The organism is Sphingobacterium sp. BS-2, assembly GCF_046161205.1.
Classification (GTDB): Bacteria; Bacteroidota; Bacteroidia; order Sphingobacteriales; family Sphingobacteriaceae; genus Sphingobacterium; species Sphingobacterium mizutaii.
In genome coordinates, this window is the sequence record NZ_JBIXGO010000010.1 from 1 (window position 1) to 19,797 (window position 19,797).

Consider the following 19,797-nt stretch of genomic DNA (forward strand, 5'->3'; position numbering starts at 1 on the left):
GACTAACATCCTCCGGGGTCTTTATGACCAATGACAAGTTAAAGTCTTGTTCCCTCTCTCGGCTGGATCATCAAATAGACCAACAAAATAATATTCTGTCGATTGATCTCCAATTATACTTTCTCAAACTTACGATGACAAAAAGTAGTGGGCATTTACGTACAGATTCTTCACTAATCGTTCAGAATTGGAAATGCGCTTAAGAGGGATTCAGAGTGAAGCGAAGAATCTATTTTTTAACTTATAGTGAATTGCGGTCATTGTGAATCGCAAGATGAACAAACTATTTTCTTGTTTCAGAAGGGTTCAACCCTAGCCCCCACCAATCCGGTCTCTTGTCTAATGTCTATTATCTAATGTCTAAAAAACACGAAAGGCTCCCTCTTCAGGAGCCTTTTCATGTTTTTTAAATATTTTCGTTAAAATTCTTCTTCTTGATTTAATACTTCTTTGTGATTACTTAGATTAGTTCTTGTTTTGGTCTTGTGTTTGTTAATCTGTCGTCTAATAGATTCAATTGCAATATCCGTTGCTTCCTCGAAACTCTTAGCTTGTGCTTTGGCAAACAGTTGATTGCCGGGAATATTAAATTTAAGTTCCACTATCTTGTTGGCTTCATCTTCTACGTTTTCCAGTCGTAAATAACATACACCTTCGATGATGTTATCCAAGAACTGATTTAGTTTTTCCGCTTTCTTCTTAATGAACTCGATTAGCTTACTGTCAGCATTAAATTTAATAGATTGCACTGTAATGTTCATTTTTCCTCCTTTTTTAAGCTTTTGGATGAGCTTGTTTATAAATTGATTTTAAACGTTCTGCCGAATTATGGGTATACACTTGTGTTGCCGATAACCCAGCATGACCTAATAATTCCTTGATTGCATTTAAATCTGCGCCGTTGTCCAACAGGGCGGTTGCAAAGCTGTGCCGCAAAACATGCGGACTCCTTTTCTTCTGGGAAGTGATTGTACTTAAGTATTTCTTGACAATGCGATATATCAGTTTAGGATAAGCTTCCTTCCCTTCTTTGCTAACGATTAATTCCGGTGATTTGTTTTGAAAATCCTTTGCTTTTTTCAAATCCAAATACTTCTTTAATTCGTTGGCCAATGTTTGGTGTATTGGAACAAAACGCTCCTTGCTCCTTTTTCCGAATATAAGTATTTTTTTATTATAAAAATCAATATCCTGCTCCTTTATTTTTAACAATTCCGCCAAACGAATACCAGTTCCAAACAAGAGTTCCAAAACTATGAAATCCCGAGTTTGCTCGAAATCTTCGGACTCCAAACTCATGTTGTCCAGTAGCTTGACCATCTTGTCTTTCTCAACAATTATTGGCAACCTCTTGGCAGTTTTCAGGGACTTGATCAAAGCACTCGGATTCTGTTTGGCCAGACCCTCGCGCATTAAAAACTTATAGAATGATTTCAATGAGGATATCGCCCGATTCACCGAGGTAGCTTCCTTTCCTTGCTCCTTTAGATTGGAAAAGTAATACCTTAAAAAACGGTAATCGATTTCTTCAAAAGGCATGCTTTCCACTTCCAAGAATTGGAACAAAGCATCTATTTCCCGTTCATAAGCAACGATCGTATGTTCAGAATACCGCTTTTCAAATTTTAAATAATTAATAAATCGATCCTTATACATTCTCATTTGCTTCTTATTGTAATATTAAGGATAATATACCGTAAAAAATGTGATAACGGACAATTTTACATTTGATTTACTTCAGCCTTTCCCGGAGCCTTAATTTTCAATAGACACCCTTATAATTATATACGTGCTTAAGCTTTGCTTATTATCCAGAAGTTTGAATTGTTTTCAACAGTAGCAGATTTACTTTATTTAAGAGAAGATAATAGCCAAATCAAGCATAAGCTTCTCTAAAATCCAGGATAATTTACCTTGCTTTGCTTCGGGAATTATTCGAGACATATTCGAGAAATCACTTGACCAGTCCGAGCGTTCTCGAATGTGCCTCGAATGAGGTCAGAATTAAATCCCTTAAAAGGAACAAAAAAAATAGCTATCCGAAATGGATAGCTATTTTTAGTATGTTAAATTATGTTTTAGAATTATATTTTATCAGTTGCATTCACCGCGTTCAATTCAGCAAAAGCTTGCTCTAAACGCTCAACGAAAGCTTCTTCACCTTTACGCAACCATACACGTGGATCGTAATATTTTTTGTTAGGAGAGTCAGCACCTTCTGGATTACCGATCTGCGCTTGTAAGTATTCACGGTTTTTAGCTTCGTATTTTCTCACACCGTCCCAGAATGCCCATTGCATATCTGTATCGATGTTCATTTTGATAGCACCGTAAGAAATTGCTTCTTCGATTTCCTCAGGAGATGAACCCGAACCACCGTGGAAAACAAAGTTAACCGGTTTTTCAGCAGTTAAGTTGAATTTCTCGCGGATGTACTCTTGAGAGTTATGCAAGATAACTGGTTGCAATTTCACGTTTCCTGGTTTGTACACACCATGTACATTACCAAAAGCAGCAGCAACAGTGAATTTATCAGAAACTTTAGAAAGCTCTTCAAAAGCATAAGCAACCTCTTCAGGTTGAGTATATAATTTTGAGCTATCTACGTCAGAGTTATCCACTCCGTCTTCTTCACCACCAGTAACACCCAATTCAATTTCGATGGTCATACCAAGTGGTTTCATACGCTCTAAATATTTTTTAGAAATCTCGATGTTCTCTTCCAACGGTTCTTCTGAAAGATCCAACATGTGAGATGAAAACAATGGCTTACCATGTTGAGCAAAGAATTTCTCGCCAGCGTCCAACAATCCATCAATCCAAGGCAATAATTTTTTGGCAGCATGGTCAGTGTGCAAGATAACTGCAACACCATAGTGCTCTGCTAATAAATGTACGTGTTGAGCAGCTGAAACAGCCCCTAGAATACATGCTTGTAAATTATCATTGTTCAGTGATTTACCAGCGTAAAATTGCGCTCCACCGTTTGACAATTGAATGATCACAGGTGAGTTAACTTTCTTAGCCGTTTCCATAACAGCGTTGATAGAATCTGTACCGATAATGTTTACTGCAGGTAATGCAAATTTATGCTCTTTTGCTTTCTCAAAAAGCTCTTGAACTTGATCTCCAGTTAAAACTCCTTTGAAATCTTTTAGGCTCATAGTATATTTTCTAAATTTTATTAATACCAATAAAGATAAAGTTTTTTTGTGAGTTCAAAGAATATAGTGTAAAAATTACACTAAGAACTTTTAGTTATTCCCGTCACCCCCCCCTCCCTTAGCTATTAAAGATTTTATTAATATCTTTAGCAGAACAAAAAAATCTATTAACAATATAACTATGCTTCAGGTCTACGGAATTAAGAATTGTAATACAGTAAAAAAGGCAATTGATTGGTTAAATGACAACCATAAAGAGTATGTTTTTCACGATTATAAGAAAGAACCGGCTACCCTAGAAAAACTTGAAGAATGGGAAAAAGAAGTTTCTTGGGAACAACTACTGAACAAAAAAGGGACAACCTGGAGAAAGCTTAGCCCTGAAGAACAAGCTGCCGTAAAGGATGCAAAGAGTGCAAATCAAGTCCTTCTTGGTAACAATAGTATGATAAAAAGACCTTTGATTGAAAGTCCGAAGGGCATTTTATTGGGTTTTGATGAAGACGAATACAAATCTAAATTATAAACACGCATGAATAAATCTATTATTAAAATATCCCTGGGGCTCTTATTGGCCCAAGCTGGTATTTTACAAAGCAGTTTTGCGCAGAAAGTCGAAAGTAAATATGATTACAAAGAGGCTTTCAAACCAGGTTTCTATACCCAAAACGGCAATGTTTACCGTTCTGCATCTGGAAAACCTGGACAATTGTATTGGCAAAACGCTGCAAGTTATGATATCAAGGTTAGCTTGGACGACAAGACCCATGAGGTAAAAGGAACTGTAAAAATCCATTATACCAATAACAGTCCGGATCAATTGGATTTCATCTGGTTGCAATTGGAGCAAAACATGTTCAATCAAAAATCTATAGGACAAGCTGTTGTTCCTTTGACCAATAGTCGTTATGGAGATGCAGGATCCGATTTCAATGGGGGTTATACCATTTCAAACGTTTCAGGTGGAGGTAAATCTGACGTGAAATACAGCATCAATGATACGCGTATGCGAATCGACCTTCCTACTCCATTGGCTGCAAACGGTGGTAAGACAGAAATCAGCATGGACTTCTCCTATATCGTCCCTCAATATGGAGCAGACCGTACCGGTATACTTCCTACTGAAAACGGAGATATTTATGCCATTGCACAATGGTACCCTAAGGTATCGGTTTATGATGACGTAACAGGCTGGAACACATTACCATATTCTGGACCAGGTGAATTTTACCTAGAGTATGGAGATTTCAATGTAGAAGTTACTGCTCCTGCAAACCATATCGTCGTTTTAGGTGGTGAATTATTGAACCCGCAAGAGGTATGGACCAAAGAGCAACTGGAAAGATACAACAAGGCTAAATCAAGCGATAAAACAGTGATCATACGTTCTCAGGATGAGGTAACGAATAAAAACTCTAGACCGAGCAAAAGTACCTTGACTTGGAAATATAGACTGGAAAACGCGAGAGACGTGGCTTGGGCTTCTTCTAAGGCATTTATCATCGATGGAGCACAGATCAACCTACAGGATGGCAAAAAAGCCTTGGCACTATCTGCTTATCCAAAAGAAAGCAATGGTGGAAATGCTTGGGAGCGTTCAACGGAATATACCAAAGCCTCTATAGAATATTACTCAAAAAAATGGCATAATTACCCGTATCCGGTAGCTGTAAACGTAGCATCCAATGTGGGTGGTATGGAATACCCTGCTATTGTATTCTGTGGTAGCAAAGCAAAAGCCGGAAGCCTTTGGGGCGTAACGGACCATGAATTTGGGCATATTTGGTTCCCAATGATCGTGGGTTCTAATGAGCGTCTTTATGCATGGATGGATGAAGGTTTCAACACCTTTATCAATGACCTTTCTACAGAAGCATTCAACAATGGTGAATATTACCGCAGAATGGGAGATAAAAATGCTATGGCTAAAGCCTTGATGCATCCGAACCTAGAGCCGATTTTCACTAGTCCTCAAGGCATGAAAGAAAGAAATATCGGTCTTTTGGCTTATTACAAACCGGGCTTTGCCCTTAGAATCCTTAGGGATGAGGTTTTAGGTCCAGAAAGATTTGACGCCGCATTCAGGAAATACATTGATTATTGGGCGTACAAGCACCCTACTCCGAATGATTTCTTCCGTACGATTGAAAATGAGACCGGGGAGAACTTAAATTGGTTCTGGAGAGGTTGGTTCTTGAACAATTGGTCTTTAGATCAAGCGATTTCTGATGTTAGCTACGTGGACTTAGATCCAACAAAAGGTTCGGTGATCACCATTGAAAACCTTCAAAAAATGGCTATGCCAGTGGTCGTTGAAGCAACGACTGCAAGTGGCAAGAAAGTAAGAAAGAAATTACCGGTGGAGGTTTGGGAAAGAAATACTTCATGGAAGTTCCAATTAGATACTACAGAGAAGCTTACTAGCGTTAAAATAGACCCAGACAATGTTTATCCGGACATCAATCCTGAAAACAATACCTGGTCATCAAAATAATATATGAAGATTCACAAAAATTTATTGCTAATGGTTATGTTGCTTCTAGGCAGCATAACCTTTTCATTTGCTCAAGAAATCAAAGGGATAGTTTATGATTTGGAAACCAGCCGGAAATTACCGGATGTACAAATCAAAAACTTGCGCACAAACGACATGGTTAAATCCGACCTGCAGGGAAACTTCACGATCCCCGGGAAAATGAACGACTACCTAAGCCTGATGGTCCAAGGATATGACCGAGACACCGCATTTATCTATCAAGAAGGAATCACTCGCATCTATCTGGTAAACGACAAAAGCACCATTACGATTGATGAAGTTGTGGTATCGAAGATTACCGATAGCCGATTGACCAGGGAAATCGAAAGGGCGAAGAACAACAGTAAAGCCGTTGAAACAAGCACAACCCGTGGAGGTTTGAGGATATCTCCTTCCAGATTATTTGGTAAGGAAGCGAAACAGGCACGGGCATCGATTGAAATCTTGGAAATTGAACGAGAACAGCGAAATGTGGACCGTGTGTTTACAAACGATGCCATTCTTTCCCTGATTCCTATGGAGCGACAAGATCTACTCTTGTTCAAAGATGGATATAGGCCTTCTTATGAGTTTATTAAGCAAGCCTCTCCTGAGGACCTTAAAGCTTATATCTTGGATTCCTATGCGAAATTCAAGAAAAATAAGGTGGAGCCTATCAAGCAATAATTGATTGGAATAAACATTTTATACAATAAATTGTATTAATAGCAGGTTAGTCAGACTTTGAAAGAAGTATGCTAACCTGTTTTTTATTGATTAAAATTGAATATTCATGAAAGTAGCTTTAATTGGAGCAACAGGCTATGTTGGCTCTCATATATTGGAAGAATTGGTAAACAGAAACATTAAAGTGACTGCGATTGCACGTGAGGTTAACCAAATCAAGGATAAACCAAATGTCCTAGCGGTTCAAATGGACGTGATAAAGGACACAAGCCTTGGAAGTGCCTTGAAAGGCAATGATGTAGTTATTTCAGCCTTCAATGCGGGCTGGTCAAATCCCGAGATCTATGATGATTACCTAGCTGGATATAGGCACATTTTGGATGAGATAAAAGAAGCGGGAATAAAACGTGTCATTGTCATAGGAGGCGCAGGAAGCCTACTGAATGAAAAAGAGGAAAGACTCGTAGATGACCCCAATTTCCCAAAGGAGATAAAACCGGGAGCATTGGCTGCTGCAGATTTTTATGAGGTCATTCAAAGGGAAGATGAATTGGATTGGACATTTATCAGTCCTGCGATTGAAATGAATCAGAGTAAATCTGGGAAAAGAACCGGAAAGTATAGAACTGGAACAGACCACCCTGTTTTTGATCATGATGGGCATTCCAATATATCAGTGGAGGACTTGGCAGTAGCTGTTGCTGATGAAGTGGAGAACAATAATTTTATCCAAAAAAGATTTACCGTTGGCTATTAATTATTTATCTTTTACCCTACTAATTTACTGATTTTTAAATATCCTACTTCAAGTGTATCTTCAGGTATATTGGATGCTTCTTGGATTAGGATATGGTATTTTTCTTTGAATGTAGGGTTGAGTAAATCCACCACTTCATAAATATCATCCACATCAATTCCATATTTATCATCAATATGTGAGGATTCATGATGTTTCCAAAAAACAGTGTCCTTTGCAATCTTTGTCGCTTCAGCTAGATTAGCAGCCACGACCAACTGCTTGTAATGGTATTCTTGCATATCATTGGGCTTATAGCCACCTAGATTGACAAAATATAATCTTTTGGAATTATTAGGGTTCTGTTCAGACTTCTCAATGATTTGAATATTGTATCCATCAACCTTTCCAACCTTGCGCCAAGAGTCAATATGCATCCTTCCCTCTAGTGCTGGCCAAAACTCAAACATACTGGGCACTAATTCTTTCAATTCATCAGCAATGCCAAAGAATACATCGTGCTGTTCTGTAAATCTTCCTTCGGGTTTTCCACCGACAACAACCATAAATAGTTCCATAGTATTTTATTAATCCTTAAATTCGAAGCTCAACTAATTTAATTCTAATCCATGAAAAAACTATTCAGTCTTTGCATTATTTTTTTAACCATTATTTGCCAAGCTCAAGCACAGAAAATAGACAAAAAACTTACTGAAAAAATAAACCAAGCCATAACAGGTTTTCAAGGTGATATTGGAATCTATGTCAAGCACCTAAAGCACAATAAAATTGTTAACATCAATTCAGACAGCACCTTCCCTACTGCAAGTGTAGTAAAGGTTCCGATACTGGTTGGGGTTTTCCAAAAAATTAAGGATGGGGAATTAAGATTGGACCAGAAATTTTTATACCGCGATTCTCGGGCTTATGGAGGTTCTGGACTCATGCAATTTTTCAAGGACAGTACCGAAACGGATTTAGCGACCTTGATCGGATTAATGCTCAGCTATAGTGATAATGTGACCTCTATCTGGTGTCAAGAACTCGCTGGCGGTGGTCAAAGCATCAATCCCATATTAGATCAGTTGGGCCTTCCAAACACAAAGGTAAACTCTAGGACGCCGGGACGTGAAGAAATATGGAAGAAATATGGCTGGGGACAGACTACGCCCCGGGAAATGGCAACCTTATATGAAATGATCCGAAATGGAAAAGTAGTTTCTCCTGCACATTCGGATAAGATGTACAGATTCTTGAAAAACCAATTCTACAATGAGCGAGCATTATCCCAATTTCCTGCTCAAGTCAGTTGGATTGGCAAGACAGGCTCTTTGGATGAAGTGCGTTCAGAGGTGGTCTTAGTGAATGCCCCACATGGAGATTTTGTATTCTCCTTCTTCAGCAATAATAACAAAGATAGAAGCTGGACCAAGAGCAATGAGGCGGAGATCCTAACTAGAAAGATAGCCAATATCATCTGGAACCATTACGAGGAAGATTATACTCCTTTTCCTGCAATCGATTAATGATATAAATAATCAATACAAATAGAGCAGCTTAATTGCTGCTCTTTCTGCATTTTATCAATCAGTTTCAAAAATTACTTTCGCATTAGTCTACTCTTTAAAGGTTTCCTTTTTTCATTTCTTCAATAGCATATTTACATGCACGTGCCGTCAATGCCATATACAGGATAGATGGACTTTGATTTCCTGTACTGGTCATACAGGCTCCATCCGTAACAAATACATTTGGACAGGAATGGATTTGATTCCATTTATTTAACATGGAATTCTGGGGATCTGTTCCCATTCTAACCCCTCCCATTTCGTGGATATCCAATCCAGGTGCAATCTTATTATCCACAGCTTTGATATTTTCACAACCGGCTATTTTTAGCATTTCAGAACTCTGGGTCAAAAAGTCTTCGAGCATCTTCTCATCATTTTCATCGTAATCCACTGAAGTAATCAGTTGCAGCATCCCATATTTGTCCTTTGCAGTTGGGGATAAACTCACTTGGTTTGATTCTTTCATAATAGTCTCTCCCTGCATATACATATAGACGAACCAGGGACCTGCCAAACTCAAATTATCTTTAAATGCAGCACCAACTTCCGGAATATTCTTGTCCACTATGCCCCGATGCCTTCTAGCAGCTATAAAGGTGGTATATCCGCCAACAAAAGGTCGATCTTGCTTATCTAGATTCACATAGTTTGCCAGAATGTTCTCCGATGGATTTCTACCGAAATAATAATCTTCGGTAAATCCCGGCATATCACCGGAAACAGAACCCCTATAATTATGGAAACCTATGTACTTACCCAAAAGCTCATGATCATTGCCTAAACCATTTGGAAACCGTTCTGATTTGGAATTCAAAAGGATCAGGTTGGAATTTAAGGTTGAAGCATTCAAGAATATGATCCTTGCGTAATATATGGTTTCCTCATTCGATTGGGTATCACGGACGCGGACGCCAGCAGCTTTTTTCGTTTGTTCATCATATATAATCTCCTTCACCAAGCTATTCAGTTTAAGGGTCAGATTTCCTGTTCTTTGCGCCCATGGAATCGTTGAGGAAACAGAACTAAAATAACCTCCAAATGGACAACCACTCATACAGGCATTCCGAGCTTTACAACTGACCCTGCCTTGTTGTTTATGGATTTCCTTTGCTTCTGTCAAATGGGCCCAACGGGCATGGACCATGTATCGATTTTTATAATGTTTGAGGATGGCTTCACGGACATGACTTTCCACCTTATTAAATTCAAATGGCGGCAGGAATTCTCCATCAGGCATAGCGGCTAAATGATCATTTGAGCCACATACCCCAATATATCGTTCTACATAACTGTACCAATCGGCTACATCATCATAACCAATCGGCCAATTCATCCCATACTTCATCCTTTCAGGTCCAGTAAATTCATAGTGACTCCAACGCTGGCAAGCCCGACCCCATATCAAAGATTTACCCCCAACTTGATAACCTCGGATCCAATCAAATGGTTTCTCTTGAATATAAACTTGTTCGGCATCCTTGGTAAAGAAATGCTGATTGCTTTCTCCAATTCCTGCTGCCCTACTCGCAATTGGGTTCTCTTTTCGAAAAGCATGACTGAGTTCGCCGGCATGGGGAAATTCCCAAGGGTCTTTATTTGCAGTTGGATAATCCACAATATGCTTTACATCCCTACCTCTTTCTAGAAGCAAGGTCTTCAAATTTCCCTCACAGAGTTCCTTTGCCGCCCAGCCCCCAGAAATGCCTGAACCGATGACAATCGCATCGAAGTTATGCTCAGCAGGGATGTTTTTTTTCATTGCGTTCATTTTTCATATTCTCTATAAGCACCAAAATTAGCGAGCTGGTCTTCACCCAGTGATTCTGGAATTGGAAGAAAAGGGATTTTTAGATGGTCCGTAATTTGCTTCCATAAAGTAGTTCGATTTATAATTTGGACCCATTTTTTAGCGTCCTAATACAATAAGTGAAACTAATTAAATAAATAATTGCGGTATATACAAATAATATAAAAAGAGCAAAACATGCCCTATTTCAATTATTATTCAAGAGATTAGGAAGAATTTATGGATAGCTACAATATCAAACTATTGTAATATCACTCCTAATTTAAGACAAAATACTCTTTAATTAAAAATACTGCTTATCTTTGAACTTTAGGTATTGATTATGTTTTCAAAAGCTTGTGAACACGGAATAAAGGCGATCATTTATATTGCCACGCAATCATTAGATGGAAACCGCGTAAAGATTACGGCGGTAGCTGAACATACGGGTACCCCAGAAGCCTTCACTGCTAAGGTTTTAGGGTTATTGACGAAGCATCAGATCCTACATTCGATTAAGGGACCATTTGGAGGTTTTGAAATGGACCAAAATCAAATCCATAACACCAGTCTATCACAAATTGTGAAGGCTGTGGACGGGGATCAAATCTTCATGGGCTGTGGATTAGGATTAAAAGAATGCAATGCTTTGAAACCTTGTCCGATGCACAATAGTTTCGTGAAGATCAGGACCGATCTAAAGAACATGCTGGAAAAAACTACTGTCTATGAATTGGCAGTAGGCATTATTTCTGGCGAAAGTATCTTAATGAGGTAACTCAGGAAACATGGGCCAGATGGCCAATGATTAAAAGGAATTTAAGCATGGAAAGTACAAAACATGATATTCAGAATATTGAGGATATCAAAGTCTTGGTCAATAAATTTTATGATCAAATAAGAGAGAATGAATTGTTGGGACCTATTTTTAACGGGATCATTCAAGATCGTTGGCCGGAGCATCTGGAAAAAATGTACAGATTCTGGCAAACTGTTCTTTTGGAAGAACATACCTATTATGGAAGTCCATTCCCACCCCATGCAAAGATGCCAGTAGAAAAGAGACATTTCGACCAATGGGTCGGTATGTTCTCAAAGACCGTTGACAGCCTTTACGAAGGAGAAAAAGCGGAAAGAGCAAAATGGCAAGGCGCAAGGATGGCTGAAATGTTTCAATATAAAATTGAATACTATCAGCAAAATAATTTAAAGCCACTAATGTAAATCAAAACCATATAACAACTATTTAGATAGGACTTTTATTTCTTGTATTCAGCAAGATTAGAAGTTGTTACGCCCAGGTTTGGGTAAAAAAAAGAGCTATAATTCCAAAATTATAGCTCTTTTTCTATTGTTTAAAACTCTTATTTCTTTGGAAGCCACTCATTAAAGAATGCCATGACTTTGGTTTCATCATAGCCTTTTCCGGATTCCAGGCTACCGCTTTCTCGTGTGAACAATACTTGACCATTGCTGTCCATGACAATAAAAAATGGAAAGCCATATTCCTCTCCTTTACCAGCTGCGTATTTATTGAATACTACCTCATTTTTATTTTCAGGAGAAAAATTCAGGTGGTAATACACAAAGTTATCTTTTAGCAAATTGGCTATTTTGCTGTTTTGATGGATAAAATTGTTGAACCGTAGGCACCAAATACACCAGTTACCACCAGCTTGAATGATAATGTTCTTGTTTTCCTTTTTAGCCAATACGACTAAACTATCTATATCTTTTTGAGCATCCGCCTCAGGATGGTATGGTTTTGCTAAGGAATCCAATTCTGGATTGGCTTTTTTAGTTTGGGCAAAACTCTGTGTTTGGAATGCTGAAAGCAGCATCACTAGGCTGAATCCTAATATTAAAGTCAATTTCTTCATTTAAATAGATTTTTCCAATGTAAAAACGACACGAATTTAATTAATCGTATGTAATTTTAGCATCATTTTACATATTCATTATCTGTGTACCATTATCTTCTAATCCTTCACTCCTATTTCCGTTGGCTTGTTTTATTTGCGCTTCTATTTCAAATCGCCTGGATTTTTATCAACCATAGAAATAACAAGACTTTTAGTTTGAAAGATTATCAGATCTTACTTAGATTGACCTCGATTTATAATATACAATTCCTAATTGGTTGGATTTTATACCTGAACAGCCCCATCGTTACTGCCTTTTGGAATGATATTTCAATTGGGGTCAAAACCAGGCAACTCAGATTCTTCGGATTGGAGCATATGACCATGATGACTTTGGCTGTATTCATGATCAATATCGTGAACAACCTTGTAAAGAAAAAGATTGGAAGCAATGGTTTTACTTATTTATGGAAAAGATATATTTGGATCAGTCTAATCATTTTAAGCTCCATTCCTTGGTCCTTCTCTCCCTTCACCAATCGCCCAAACTTTAGGTTTTAAGAAGAAGCAGCGTTGGTGAAATAGTTGATAAACTGGAAGACAGAGGTTAAAATGACTACAGCTAATACAATGTATTTGAAGACCCTTTCTGAGGTATATTTCAGGATTACTTTACCCAAATAACTTCCCAAAACACTTACAAGGATCAGGAAAGGAATGAGCTTGATATATTCTGATGGAAAATAACCTTGGGATACGTAAATGATTGCTCTACTGAAATCAACGCCTAGATCAATCAAGGCTGAAGTAGCAATAAAGATATCCTTTGGCAGATTGAAGGCAGCAAGTGTAATTCCCCTGATAGCTCCACCAGTGCCTACAAGACCTGCAAAAAAGCCAGAAATAACCCCGCCTATGTATAGGTTCTGATTGGTTTGTTTCAATGGCTTATCGAATCGGAAAAGCAGGAATACGGCAAGACTGGCAATGAGGAGGTTCATCCCTAATTCCATTTCCTTAACAGGAACGTATTTAGTTAACATAGCTCCAAGGATCACAAACAACACTGCTGGAATGCCAAGTTTTATAGCGATATCCTTATTGATCCCTTTGCGGAACAAAGTAATTTTGGAGAGGTTGCTAAAGACATGGAACACTGCAGTAATCCCCAATACAGCCTTAAAATCAAAAAACAAGGAGGCAGTCGGGACGAAAAGAATAGATGAACCAAAGCCTGATACAGTTCCTATAATCTCTGTAATCAGCGCTAAAACCAAGAAAACAAAATACTTCTCCATTTGAAGAATATCCGGTTAATAATTAATAATGTTTTTCATGCGATAAAATTGCCGGTCGGTATTCAAATATACTATTTAGGTGGTAGAATCAAGGTTATTCAATCGAATTGGGGTATTGAAAATCGGTAATGAATTAAATTTTTCCTTTAAAAAGCAAATGGGTCGGAATTTCAGAGAAACCCAACCCATTCTTTTGGTGTTCTTGGCTTTTAATCGGAAAGCTAAGAACGATGGAAATGTATCATAATGATACTGTGAAGCTTGTTTAATATGTGGTTTTATCTCCAACCACCGCCTAATGACCTGTATAGATCAACATAGGACTCTAGGTGTTCTTGACGTAATTCGACCAATGCCAAATCTGAATCAAGTGCATTGCCTTGTGCAGTGATAACCTCCAAATAAGTAGCATAACCACTCTTGAATAATAATCCTGCATTTTTTACTGCCTTTTCAGAGTTTTCCACCCTTAGTCTTGCAAATTCTAATTGTTCTCTTAATTTTTCTACCGTTACGACTACATCTGAAACTTCCGAAACTGCTTCTAATACGGTCTTCTGGAATTCAATTTCAGCCTTATCACGCTCAATCTTAGCAACCTCCCATTCGGTTTTTAATTTTCTGTTCTTGAAGATTGGAGCAGTTAAACTTCCCCCAATACCCCCTAATAATGATCCAGGGATAGAAAACCAGTTCTTAGGCAAACTAGAGTTAACACCAAACACTCCTTCAAGGGATAAGGTTGGATAACGCATAGCTTGTTGGATATTGGCATTGGCATTTGCTGCAATTAAGCCTAATTCTGCTCCCCTGACATCAGGTCTATTCCTGATGATATCAACAGGTGAACCAAGGGAAATATCTTTATTTTCAGCAAAAAGGTGTTCAAAACTGGTTCCTCTTGAAACTGAATCTGGCATTTCACCAACTAGAATCCGAAGAGCATTTTCCTGAAGGACGATCTCTTTTTCCAATTCAGGCACCAAGGAAGCAGCGATCAAACGCTGGGACTCGGTCTGTTGGATCGCTAAGGCAGTATTTTCACCTGCATCATATTGCAGTTTGATCATCTGTAGCGTGCTATCATTCAATAATACGTTCCGTTTGGCAACTTCGATTTTAGCATCCAACATCAATAAGTTAAAATATCCTTTGGCCACACTGGCAATCAAATTAGTCTGGATAGCATTCTTTGCCTCTTGGGTATTGAGGTATTCTGCAACCAATTGATCTTTTGCATTGCTGATCTTTCCCCAGATGTCAATTTCCCAACTAAAGCCTATTTCTGTACCGAATTGAGAGGTATAAGTAAACATGTTCTCAGGGGCCTTTTTGTCATTGAACTCATACCATCTAGTGGAAGGTCCAGAACCAAAATGCTTAGATCGGTATTGTTTATTGACGCCGGCAATGGTTGCATCCACTTCAGGGAGATAATTAAATCTGTTCTGACGCATCCACTTGTTTGCTATTTCTATGTTTTTCAATGCCGTTTGCATATCATAGTTATTGCTCAATGCAGAATCAATCAGATCCTTTAAGGTAGGGTCATGGAAAAACTCTTTCCATGAGATCTGGCTGATACTTGACGTATCCCCGAAATATGCCAGGGTATCGCCCCTGAATTTTTCAGGCAAGTTTAAGTCTGGTTGTTGGTATTTCTGCCCTACCTTACAGCCCTGCACCATAAAGAATGCAGCACAAAGACAACCGATTAAAACTCTAAATATTATTTTCTTATTCATTGATGATCTATTCTTCTTCCGTTTTAATTTTATTACGAACCTTCTCGTCCAGCGATTTGAAAACCACAAATAGCATTGGGATAATGAAAATACCAAAGGTCACTCCGAACAACATACCGCCCGCAGCACTGAAACTGATAGAATGGTTACCGATAGCTGATGGTCCAACAGTCCACATCAACGGGATCAAACCTGCTACGAATGCCAAACTGGTCATTAAAATAGGCCTTAACCTCAATCTAGCACCATTTATAGCGGCATCTACAATACTCATTCCCTTCTCTCTTTCCTGAACGGCAAACTCCACAATAAGGATGGCATTTTTCGCCAACAGTCCGATCAACATGATCAATCCGACCTGTACATAGATATTGTTCTGAAGGCCTGCTAATCCAATCGTTGCATATACTCCGATCAACCCGACAGGAATGGATAGTAATACCGCCCAAGGGAGGATATAACTTTCATACTGCGCTGCTAATAAGAAATATACAAACAGGATACTCAATGCAAAGATGAGGATGGTTTGAGAACCAGATTGGCTTTCTTCCAAACTCATACCAGTCCATTCATAGCCAATATTTCCTGGTAATTTATCTTTGGAGAAATTTTCAATGGCTGCCATGGCATCACCAGTACTGTAGCCTTTAGCGGGTTCAGCATTGACAACAATGGCATTGTATAAATTATAACGGGTTATGGTTTCTGGTCCAACGATCTTTTTCAAGGTGACGATGGTATTAATAGGAACCATTTTACCTTCTGTATTCCTTACGAAAATCGAACTAAAGGATTCAGGATCGGTACGGAAATCAAAGTCTGATTGTACATAAACACGATACTGTCTACCAAAACGGCTAAAGTCGGAAGCCTGTACCCTAGCAAAATATAAACGGATGGTTGACATCAAGCTGTTGATACTAACTCCTAATGATTTAGCTTTTACTACATCAATATTCACTTCATATTGTGGGAATGTAGATTTAAAACTGGTATATGCATTACCGATCTCTGGTAATTCGTTCAGCTGGTTGATAAAGGTATCTGCCAAGACGTTAAAGTCACGGATATCACCTCCTAACCTATCTTGAAGTACCAATTCGATACCGGCAAAATCACCAAAACCTTGAACGGTCGGTCTTGGGAATACCGTGAATTTAGCTTCATGAAGTTGAGAAAGGTCATTTCTGACAGTATCCATAAAGTCTTGGATATTCTTGATATGCTTACGTTCAGCATGCGGAACCAAAGTGATATAGCCAGCAGCAAATGCAGGACTGGAACTAGCATCCAGCGCATTATAACCTGATACCGATGTCATGCCTTCAATATCCTTATGTCTTCTCAAGATTGAATCTGCTTTCTTTAGGACTTCTGTTGTTCTTGAAAGGGAAGCACCTGCAGGCATGGCAATATTAAAGGTCACGAATCCATCATCCTCGGTCGGAATAAATGACTTAGGCGATTTCATCATTAGGAAGGCTCCTATGGCAGTAATTACTGCTAAGCCAGCCCAGGCTACCTTTTTGTTTTTGATCAACTTCTTAACGCCGATAATATATTTATCGGTAAACCTATCGAATGAAGTATTGAAGGCTGTAAAGAACTTGTCTTTATAGGTATTGAATTTATTTTTCTTCTTACCGATTTCCTTTTCATCTTGAGGTGCCTTAAGAAGTAATGCACATAATGCCGGACTTAAGGTCAAAGCGTTCAAGGCGGATATCAAAATAGCTGTCGCCAAGGTATAGGCAAACTGTCGATAGAATATACCGGCAGGTCCCTCCATAAACCCTACTGGTAAGAATACTGCTGCCATAACCATCGTAATGGATAGGATGGCTCCTGTAATCTCTGACATGGTCGATAAAGTGGCCTGTCTAGGTTTTTGACCCGTAGCATGCATTTTATGGTGTATGGCCTCGACGACGACAATGGCGTCATCGACCACAATACCAATGGCGAGCACGAGGGCAAACATGGTCAGTACATTCAGCGAGAAGCCAAAGAGCTGCAAGAAAAAGAATGTACCGATCAAGGACACCGGGATCGCGATGGCAGGGATCAAAGTAGATCTGAAATCTTGTAAGAAGATAAATACAATGATAAACACCAAGATAAAGGCCTCGAAAAGGGTGTGTTTTACCTGATCAATGGATTGATCAATCTGATCACGCACCGAATAGGTAATATCATAATCAATTCCTTTAGGAAAGTATTTCTTTTGTTCTTCTAGTACTTTACGGACTTCAACATCAATATCATGGGCATTGGAACCACTGGTTTGTGTTAAGTTCAGGGTCAATCCTGGTTTTCCATCAACCTTGTTATCCGAGTTTAAGTTGGTAGCACCAAATTCAACCCGAGCAACATCTTTCAGGTAAAGAACAGAACCATCATTATTTGTTTTAATGACTATATTCTGGAACTCTTCAGGTTGGCTAAATCGACCTTTGTGTTTAATAACGGTCTCAAAAGCTTCATCGGATGTTTCACCAAACTTACCCGGTGCAATCTCAAAGTTTTGATCCTTGATAGCGTCTGATATATCTTTAGGAACTAGATTATACAAGGCCAATTTCTCTGGATTCAACCAAACACGCATGGCATAATCCCTAGCCCCAAGTCTTGAAACCTGTGCTACCCCATCCACACGGAGCAATGGGCGCATTAAGTTAATTTGGGCGAAGGCTTGTAAGAATGTTTCATCATAAACCGAATCTTTTTGATTGGAAAAGATATTGATGGTCATGATGACACCACTCTGCCGAGGCATCGTAGTAATACCAGCCTCATTTACTTCCGCTGGAATGGAAGATATAGCTTTTGAGATCCTCGTTTGAACGTTTACTGAAGCCACATCAGGGTTGGTTCCGGTCTTGAAATATACGGTAACCGAACCAGATCCTGAGTTAGATGCAGTCGACCTGATATAAGTCATGTTCTCTACACCGTTGATTGCTTCTTCAATGGGCAATAATACGGAGCTGGCTACAGTTTCTGCTGTTGCACCTGGGTAACTCAAGGACACAACCACACTTGGCGGAGCAATTTCGGGGAAACGAGTTACCGGAAGCAACTTCATCCCAACTAAGCCCAAAATAACCAAGATAATGGATACAACGGTAGCTAAAACGGGACGACTTACGAATGTTTTAAGCATATAGCAATATTATGGGGTTTAGCTATCCTAAGCCCTTCCTGCAAATGCAGAGGAAAGGTTAGAATACGCATAATTAATTTGACAATTATTTTTGTTGAGGTATAGGCATGATCGCTGAGCCATCAGTTAGCTCTTCGAATCCACTTAGAATAACGCGGTCACCTTCTTGCAATCCTTCAGATACGATGTACTTATCTTTTGTAGAACCGTTCAATTTGATGTTTCTGCGTTGTGCCTGATTGTTTTTGTCTACAACAAACACAAAGGTTTTATCCTGCAATTCATTAGTTGCAACTTGCGGGATCTGCAAAACATCTTTCTTGACTTCAGCAATTTTTAAGGTACCGGTACTACCCGAACGCAAGATATTGTTAGGGTTAGGGAAAGTAGCTCTCAAAGAGATTGAACCTGTAGTTCTATCTACCTGTCCATTAACCGCATCTACAACACCTTTAGACGAATATTCTTCACCATCGGCCATCATTAACGTAACTTCTGGGAAAGTCAGGCGTTTCAACTTATCGTATTTACGCCCTTCCACACTATCAGCTTTAGCTTGTGCTTTGGAGAAGTACAAGAAATCTGATTCGTTCATAGCGAAATAGATATAAACCTCCTGAATATCTGATAAATTAGTCAAGGGCTCTTTGTCACCCTTGGTAATTAAGTTACCGATACGTTTCGGAATACGTCCAATATAACCACTCACTGGCGCGGTGATCGTTGTAAAATTTCTACTTAATTGTGCGGAACGCACTTCTGCAGCAGCTTGGTCAAGCCCCGCTTTTGCGACTTGATAATCAGATTCAGCCGAAGCTAATCTAACATCTGCAATGACCTCGTTCTCAACCAATGGTTTCAAACGGTCAACTTCTAACTTCGCATTTTTCAACTTGGCTTGCGCCACTTTCTCTGCAGCATACATATTATTTAAATCCTCTTGATAAAAAGATGGATCTATTTTGAAAAGCTTCTGTCCTTTTTGGACATAAGCACCTTCATCGACATAGATTTCCTGCAGCAGGCCCTCAACCTGAGGACGTACTTCGACATTTACCTTACCTTCAATGGTACCTAGGTAATCTTTTACCGTTACAGCATCTGATTTCTCGACGGTGTAAACTGGTAATGCCATGGGTTTTGCGGTGTCTTCTTTTTCTTTGGATTTACTCTCAGAACAACTGGCCATAATGCCGACTGTTCCTATTAATAATAATGTTGCTTTTAAAATTGATAACTTTGTTTTCTTCACAGTAATTTTCCGATTTTG

General features: G+C 38.9%; 18 protein-coding genes. 8 read left to right on the forward strand and 10 right to left on the reverse strand.

All coding sequences use genetic code 11. The features are described from left to right. Window positions 1-419: 419 nt before the first annotated feature. The 3 genes from hpf to fbaA all read right to left on the reverse strand — a co-directional run bounded on the left by hpf (window position 420) and on the right by fbaA (window position 3,164). A complete protein-coding gene (gene hpf, locus ACK2WI_RS03110; protein WP_093096020.1) occupies window positions 420-761 on the reverse strand; it encodes a ribosome hibernation-promoting factor, HPF/YfiA family in 342 nt (113 codons plus the stop codon). A gap of 13 nt (window positions 762-774) precedes the next feature. Further along, the gene (locus tag ACK2WI_RS03115) at window positions 775-1,662 is read right to left on the reverse strand and encodes a tyrosine-type recombinase/integrase (RefSeq protein WP_312698558.1); all 888 of its coding nucleotides are present in this window, start codon (window positions 1,660-1,662) and stop codon (window positions 775-777) included. A 422-nt stretch (window positions 1,663-2,084) separates the two neighbouring features. Next, entirely contained in the window at window positions 2,085-3,164 is a 1,080-nt protein-coding gene (gene fbaA, locus ACK2WI_RS03120; RefSeq protein WP_093096016.1) for a class II fructose-bisphosphate aldolase, read from the reverse strand. 181 nt (window positions 3,165-3,345) lie between these two features. Between fbaA and ACK2WI_RS03125 the strand changes: the two genes are divergently transcribed. The 4 genes from ACK2WI_RS03125 to ACK2WI_RS03140 all read left to right on the forward strand — a co-directional run bounded on the left by ACK2WI_RS03125 (window position 3,346) and on the right by ACK2WI_RS03140 (window position 7,123). Further along, window positions 3,346-3,690 carry an ArsC family reductase gene (locus tag ACK2WI_RS03125; protein WP_312698557.1) on the forward strand — a complete coding sequence of 115 codons (345 nt, stop codon included), beginning with the start codon at window positions 3,346-3,348 and terminating at the stop codon, window positions 3,688-3,690. Between the two features lie 6 nt (window positions 3,691-3,696). Further along, window positions 3,697-5,658 (forward strand): M1 family metallopeptidase, encoded by a 1,962-nt coding sequence (locus ACK2WI_RS03130; RefSeq protein ID WP_093096014.1) that lies wholly within the window; start codon window positions 3,697-3,699, stop codon window positions 5,656-5,658. A 3-nt stretch (window positions 5,659-5,661) separates the two neighbouring features. Then, window positions 5,662-6,366, forward strand: a complete 705-nt coding sequence (locus ACK2WI_RS03135) for a hypothetical protein (RefSeq protein WP_139185431.1) — start codon at window positions 5,662-5,664, stop codon at window positions 6,364-6,366. Window positions 6,367-6,472: 106 nt separating this feature from the next. Further along, entirely contained in the window at window positions 6,473-7,123 is a 651-nt protein-coding gene (locus tag ACK2WI_RS03140) for an NAD(P)-dependent oxidoreductase (protein ID WP_093096011.1), read from the forward strand. Between the two features lie 11 nt (window positions 7,124-7,134). Here the strand turns inward: ACK2WI_RS03140 and ACK2WI_RS03145 are convergent, their stop codons facing one another. Then, window positions 7,135-7,680, reverse strand: a complete 546-nt coding sequence (locus ACK2WI_RS03145) for a DUF1543 domain-containing protein (protein WP_409149751.1) — start codon at window positions 7,678-7,680, stop codon at window positions 7,135-7,137. Window positions 7,681-7,731: 51 nt separating this feature from the next. Between ACK2WI_RS03145 and ACK2WI_RS03150 the strand changes: the two genes are divergently transcribed. Continuing rightward, window positions 7,732-8,628, forward strand: coding sequence for a serine hydrolase (locus ACK2WI_RS03150; RefSeq protein WP_312698555.1), 897 nt, complete (start codon window positions 7,732-7,734; stop codon window positions 8,626-8,628). A gap of 97 nt (window positions 8,629-8,725) precedes the next feature. On the opposite strand, the gene ACK2WI_RS03155 is transcribed toward ACK2WI_RS03150, so the two are convergent. Further along, window positions 8,726-10,432 (reverse strand): GMC family oxidoreductase, encoded by a 1,707-nt coding sequence (locus tag ACK2WI_RS03155; protein WP_312698554.1) that lies wholly within the window; start codon window positions 10,430-10,432, stop codon window positions 8,726-8,728. Between the two features lie 370 nt (window positions 10,433-10,802). Here ACK2WI_RS03155 and ACK2WI_RS03160 point away from each other — a divergent pair, with 370 nt between their 5' ends. Together ACK2WI_RS03160 and ACK2WI_RS03165 are read left to right on the forward strand one after the other, a co-directional pair. Further along, complete coding sequence (locus ACK2WI_RS03160; RefSeq protein WP_093096005.1) at window positions 10,803-11,237, forward strand: Rrf2 family transcriptional regulator; 435 nt, start codon at window positions 10,803-10,805, stop codon at window positions 11,235-11,237. Between the two features lie 47 nt (window positions 11,238-11,284). Then, window positions 11,285-11,683 (forward strand): group III truncated hemoglobin, encoded by a 399-nt coding sequence (locus ACK2WI_RS03165; RefSeq protein WP_312698552.1) that lies wholly within the window; start codon window positions 11,285-11,287, stop codon window positions 11,681-11,683. Between the two features lie 140 nt (window positions 11,684-11,823). Here ACK2WI_RS03165 and ACK2WI_RS03170 read toward each other — a convergent pair whose 3' ends face one another. Then, complete coding sequence (locus ACK2WI_RS03170; protein ID WP_312698551.1) at window positions 11,824-12,339, reverse strand: thioredoxin family protein; 516 nt, start codon at window positions 12,337-12,339, stop codon at window positions 11,824-11,826. A gap of 198 nt (window positions 12,340-12,537) precedes the next feature. Between ACK2WI_RS03170 and ACK2WI_RS03175 the strand changes: the two genes are divergently transcribed. Continuing rightward, window positions 12,538-12,882, forward strand: coding sequence for a hypothetical protein (locus ACK2WI_RS03175; RefSeq protein ID WP_139185430.1), 345 nt, complete (start codon window positions 12,538-12,540; stop codon window positions 12,880-12,882). Here the strand turns inward: ACK2WI_RS03175 and ACK2WI_RS03180 are convergent. From ACK2WI_RS03180 to ACK2WI_RS03195, 4 genes are all read right to left on the reverse strand, one after another. After that, the gene (locus tag ACK2WI_RS03180; RefSeq protein ID WP_312698550.1) at window positions 12,879-13,619 is read right to left on the reverse strand and encodes a sulfite exporter TauE/SafE family protein; all 741 of its coding nucleotides are present in this window, start codon (window positions 13,617-13,619) and stop codon (window positions 12,879-12,881) included. The two genes, ACK2WI_RS03175 and ACK2WI_RS03180, sit on opposite strands and share 4 nt — an antisense overlap. 278 nt (window positions 13,620-13,897) lie before the next feature. Continuing rightward, window positions 13,898-15,364 carry an efflux transporter outer membrane subunit gene (locus ACK2WI_RS03185; RefSeq protein ID WP_093096000.1) on the reverse strand — a complete coding sequence of 489 codons (1,467 nt, stop codon included), beginning with the start codon at window positions 15,362-15,364 and terminating at the stop codon, window positions 13,898-13,900. Between the two features lie 7 nt (window positions 15,365-15,371). Next, entirely contained in the window at window positions 15,372-18,527 is a 3,156-nt protein-coding gene (locus tag ACK2WI_RS03190) for an efflux RND transporter permease subunit (RefSeq protein WP_409149752.1), read from the reverse strand. An 85-nt stretch (window positions 18,528-18,612) separates the two neighbouring features. Further along, a complete protein-coding gene (locus tag ACK2WI_RS03195; protein WP_236736449.1) occupies window positions 18,613-19,779 on the reverse strand; it encodes an efflux RND transporter periplasmic adaptor subunit in 1,167 nt (388 codons plus the stop codon). Window positions 19,780-19,797: the final 18 nt, after the last annotated feature.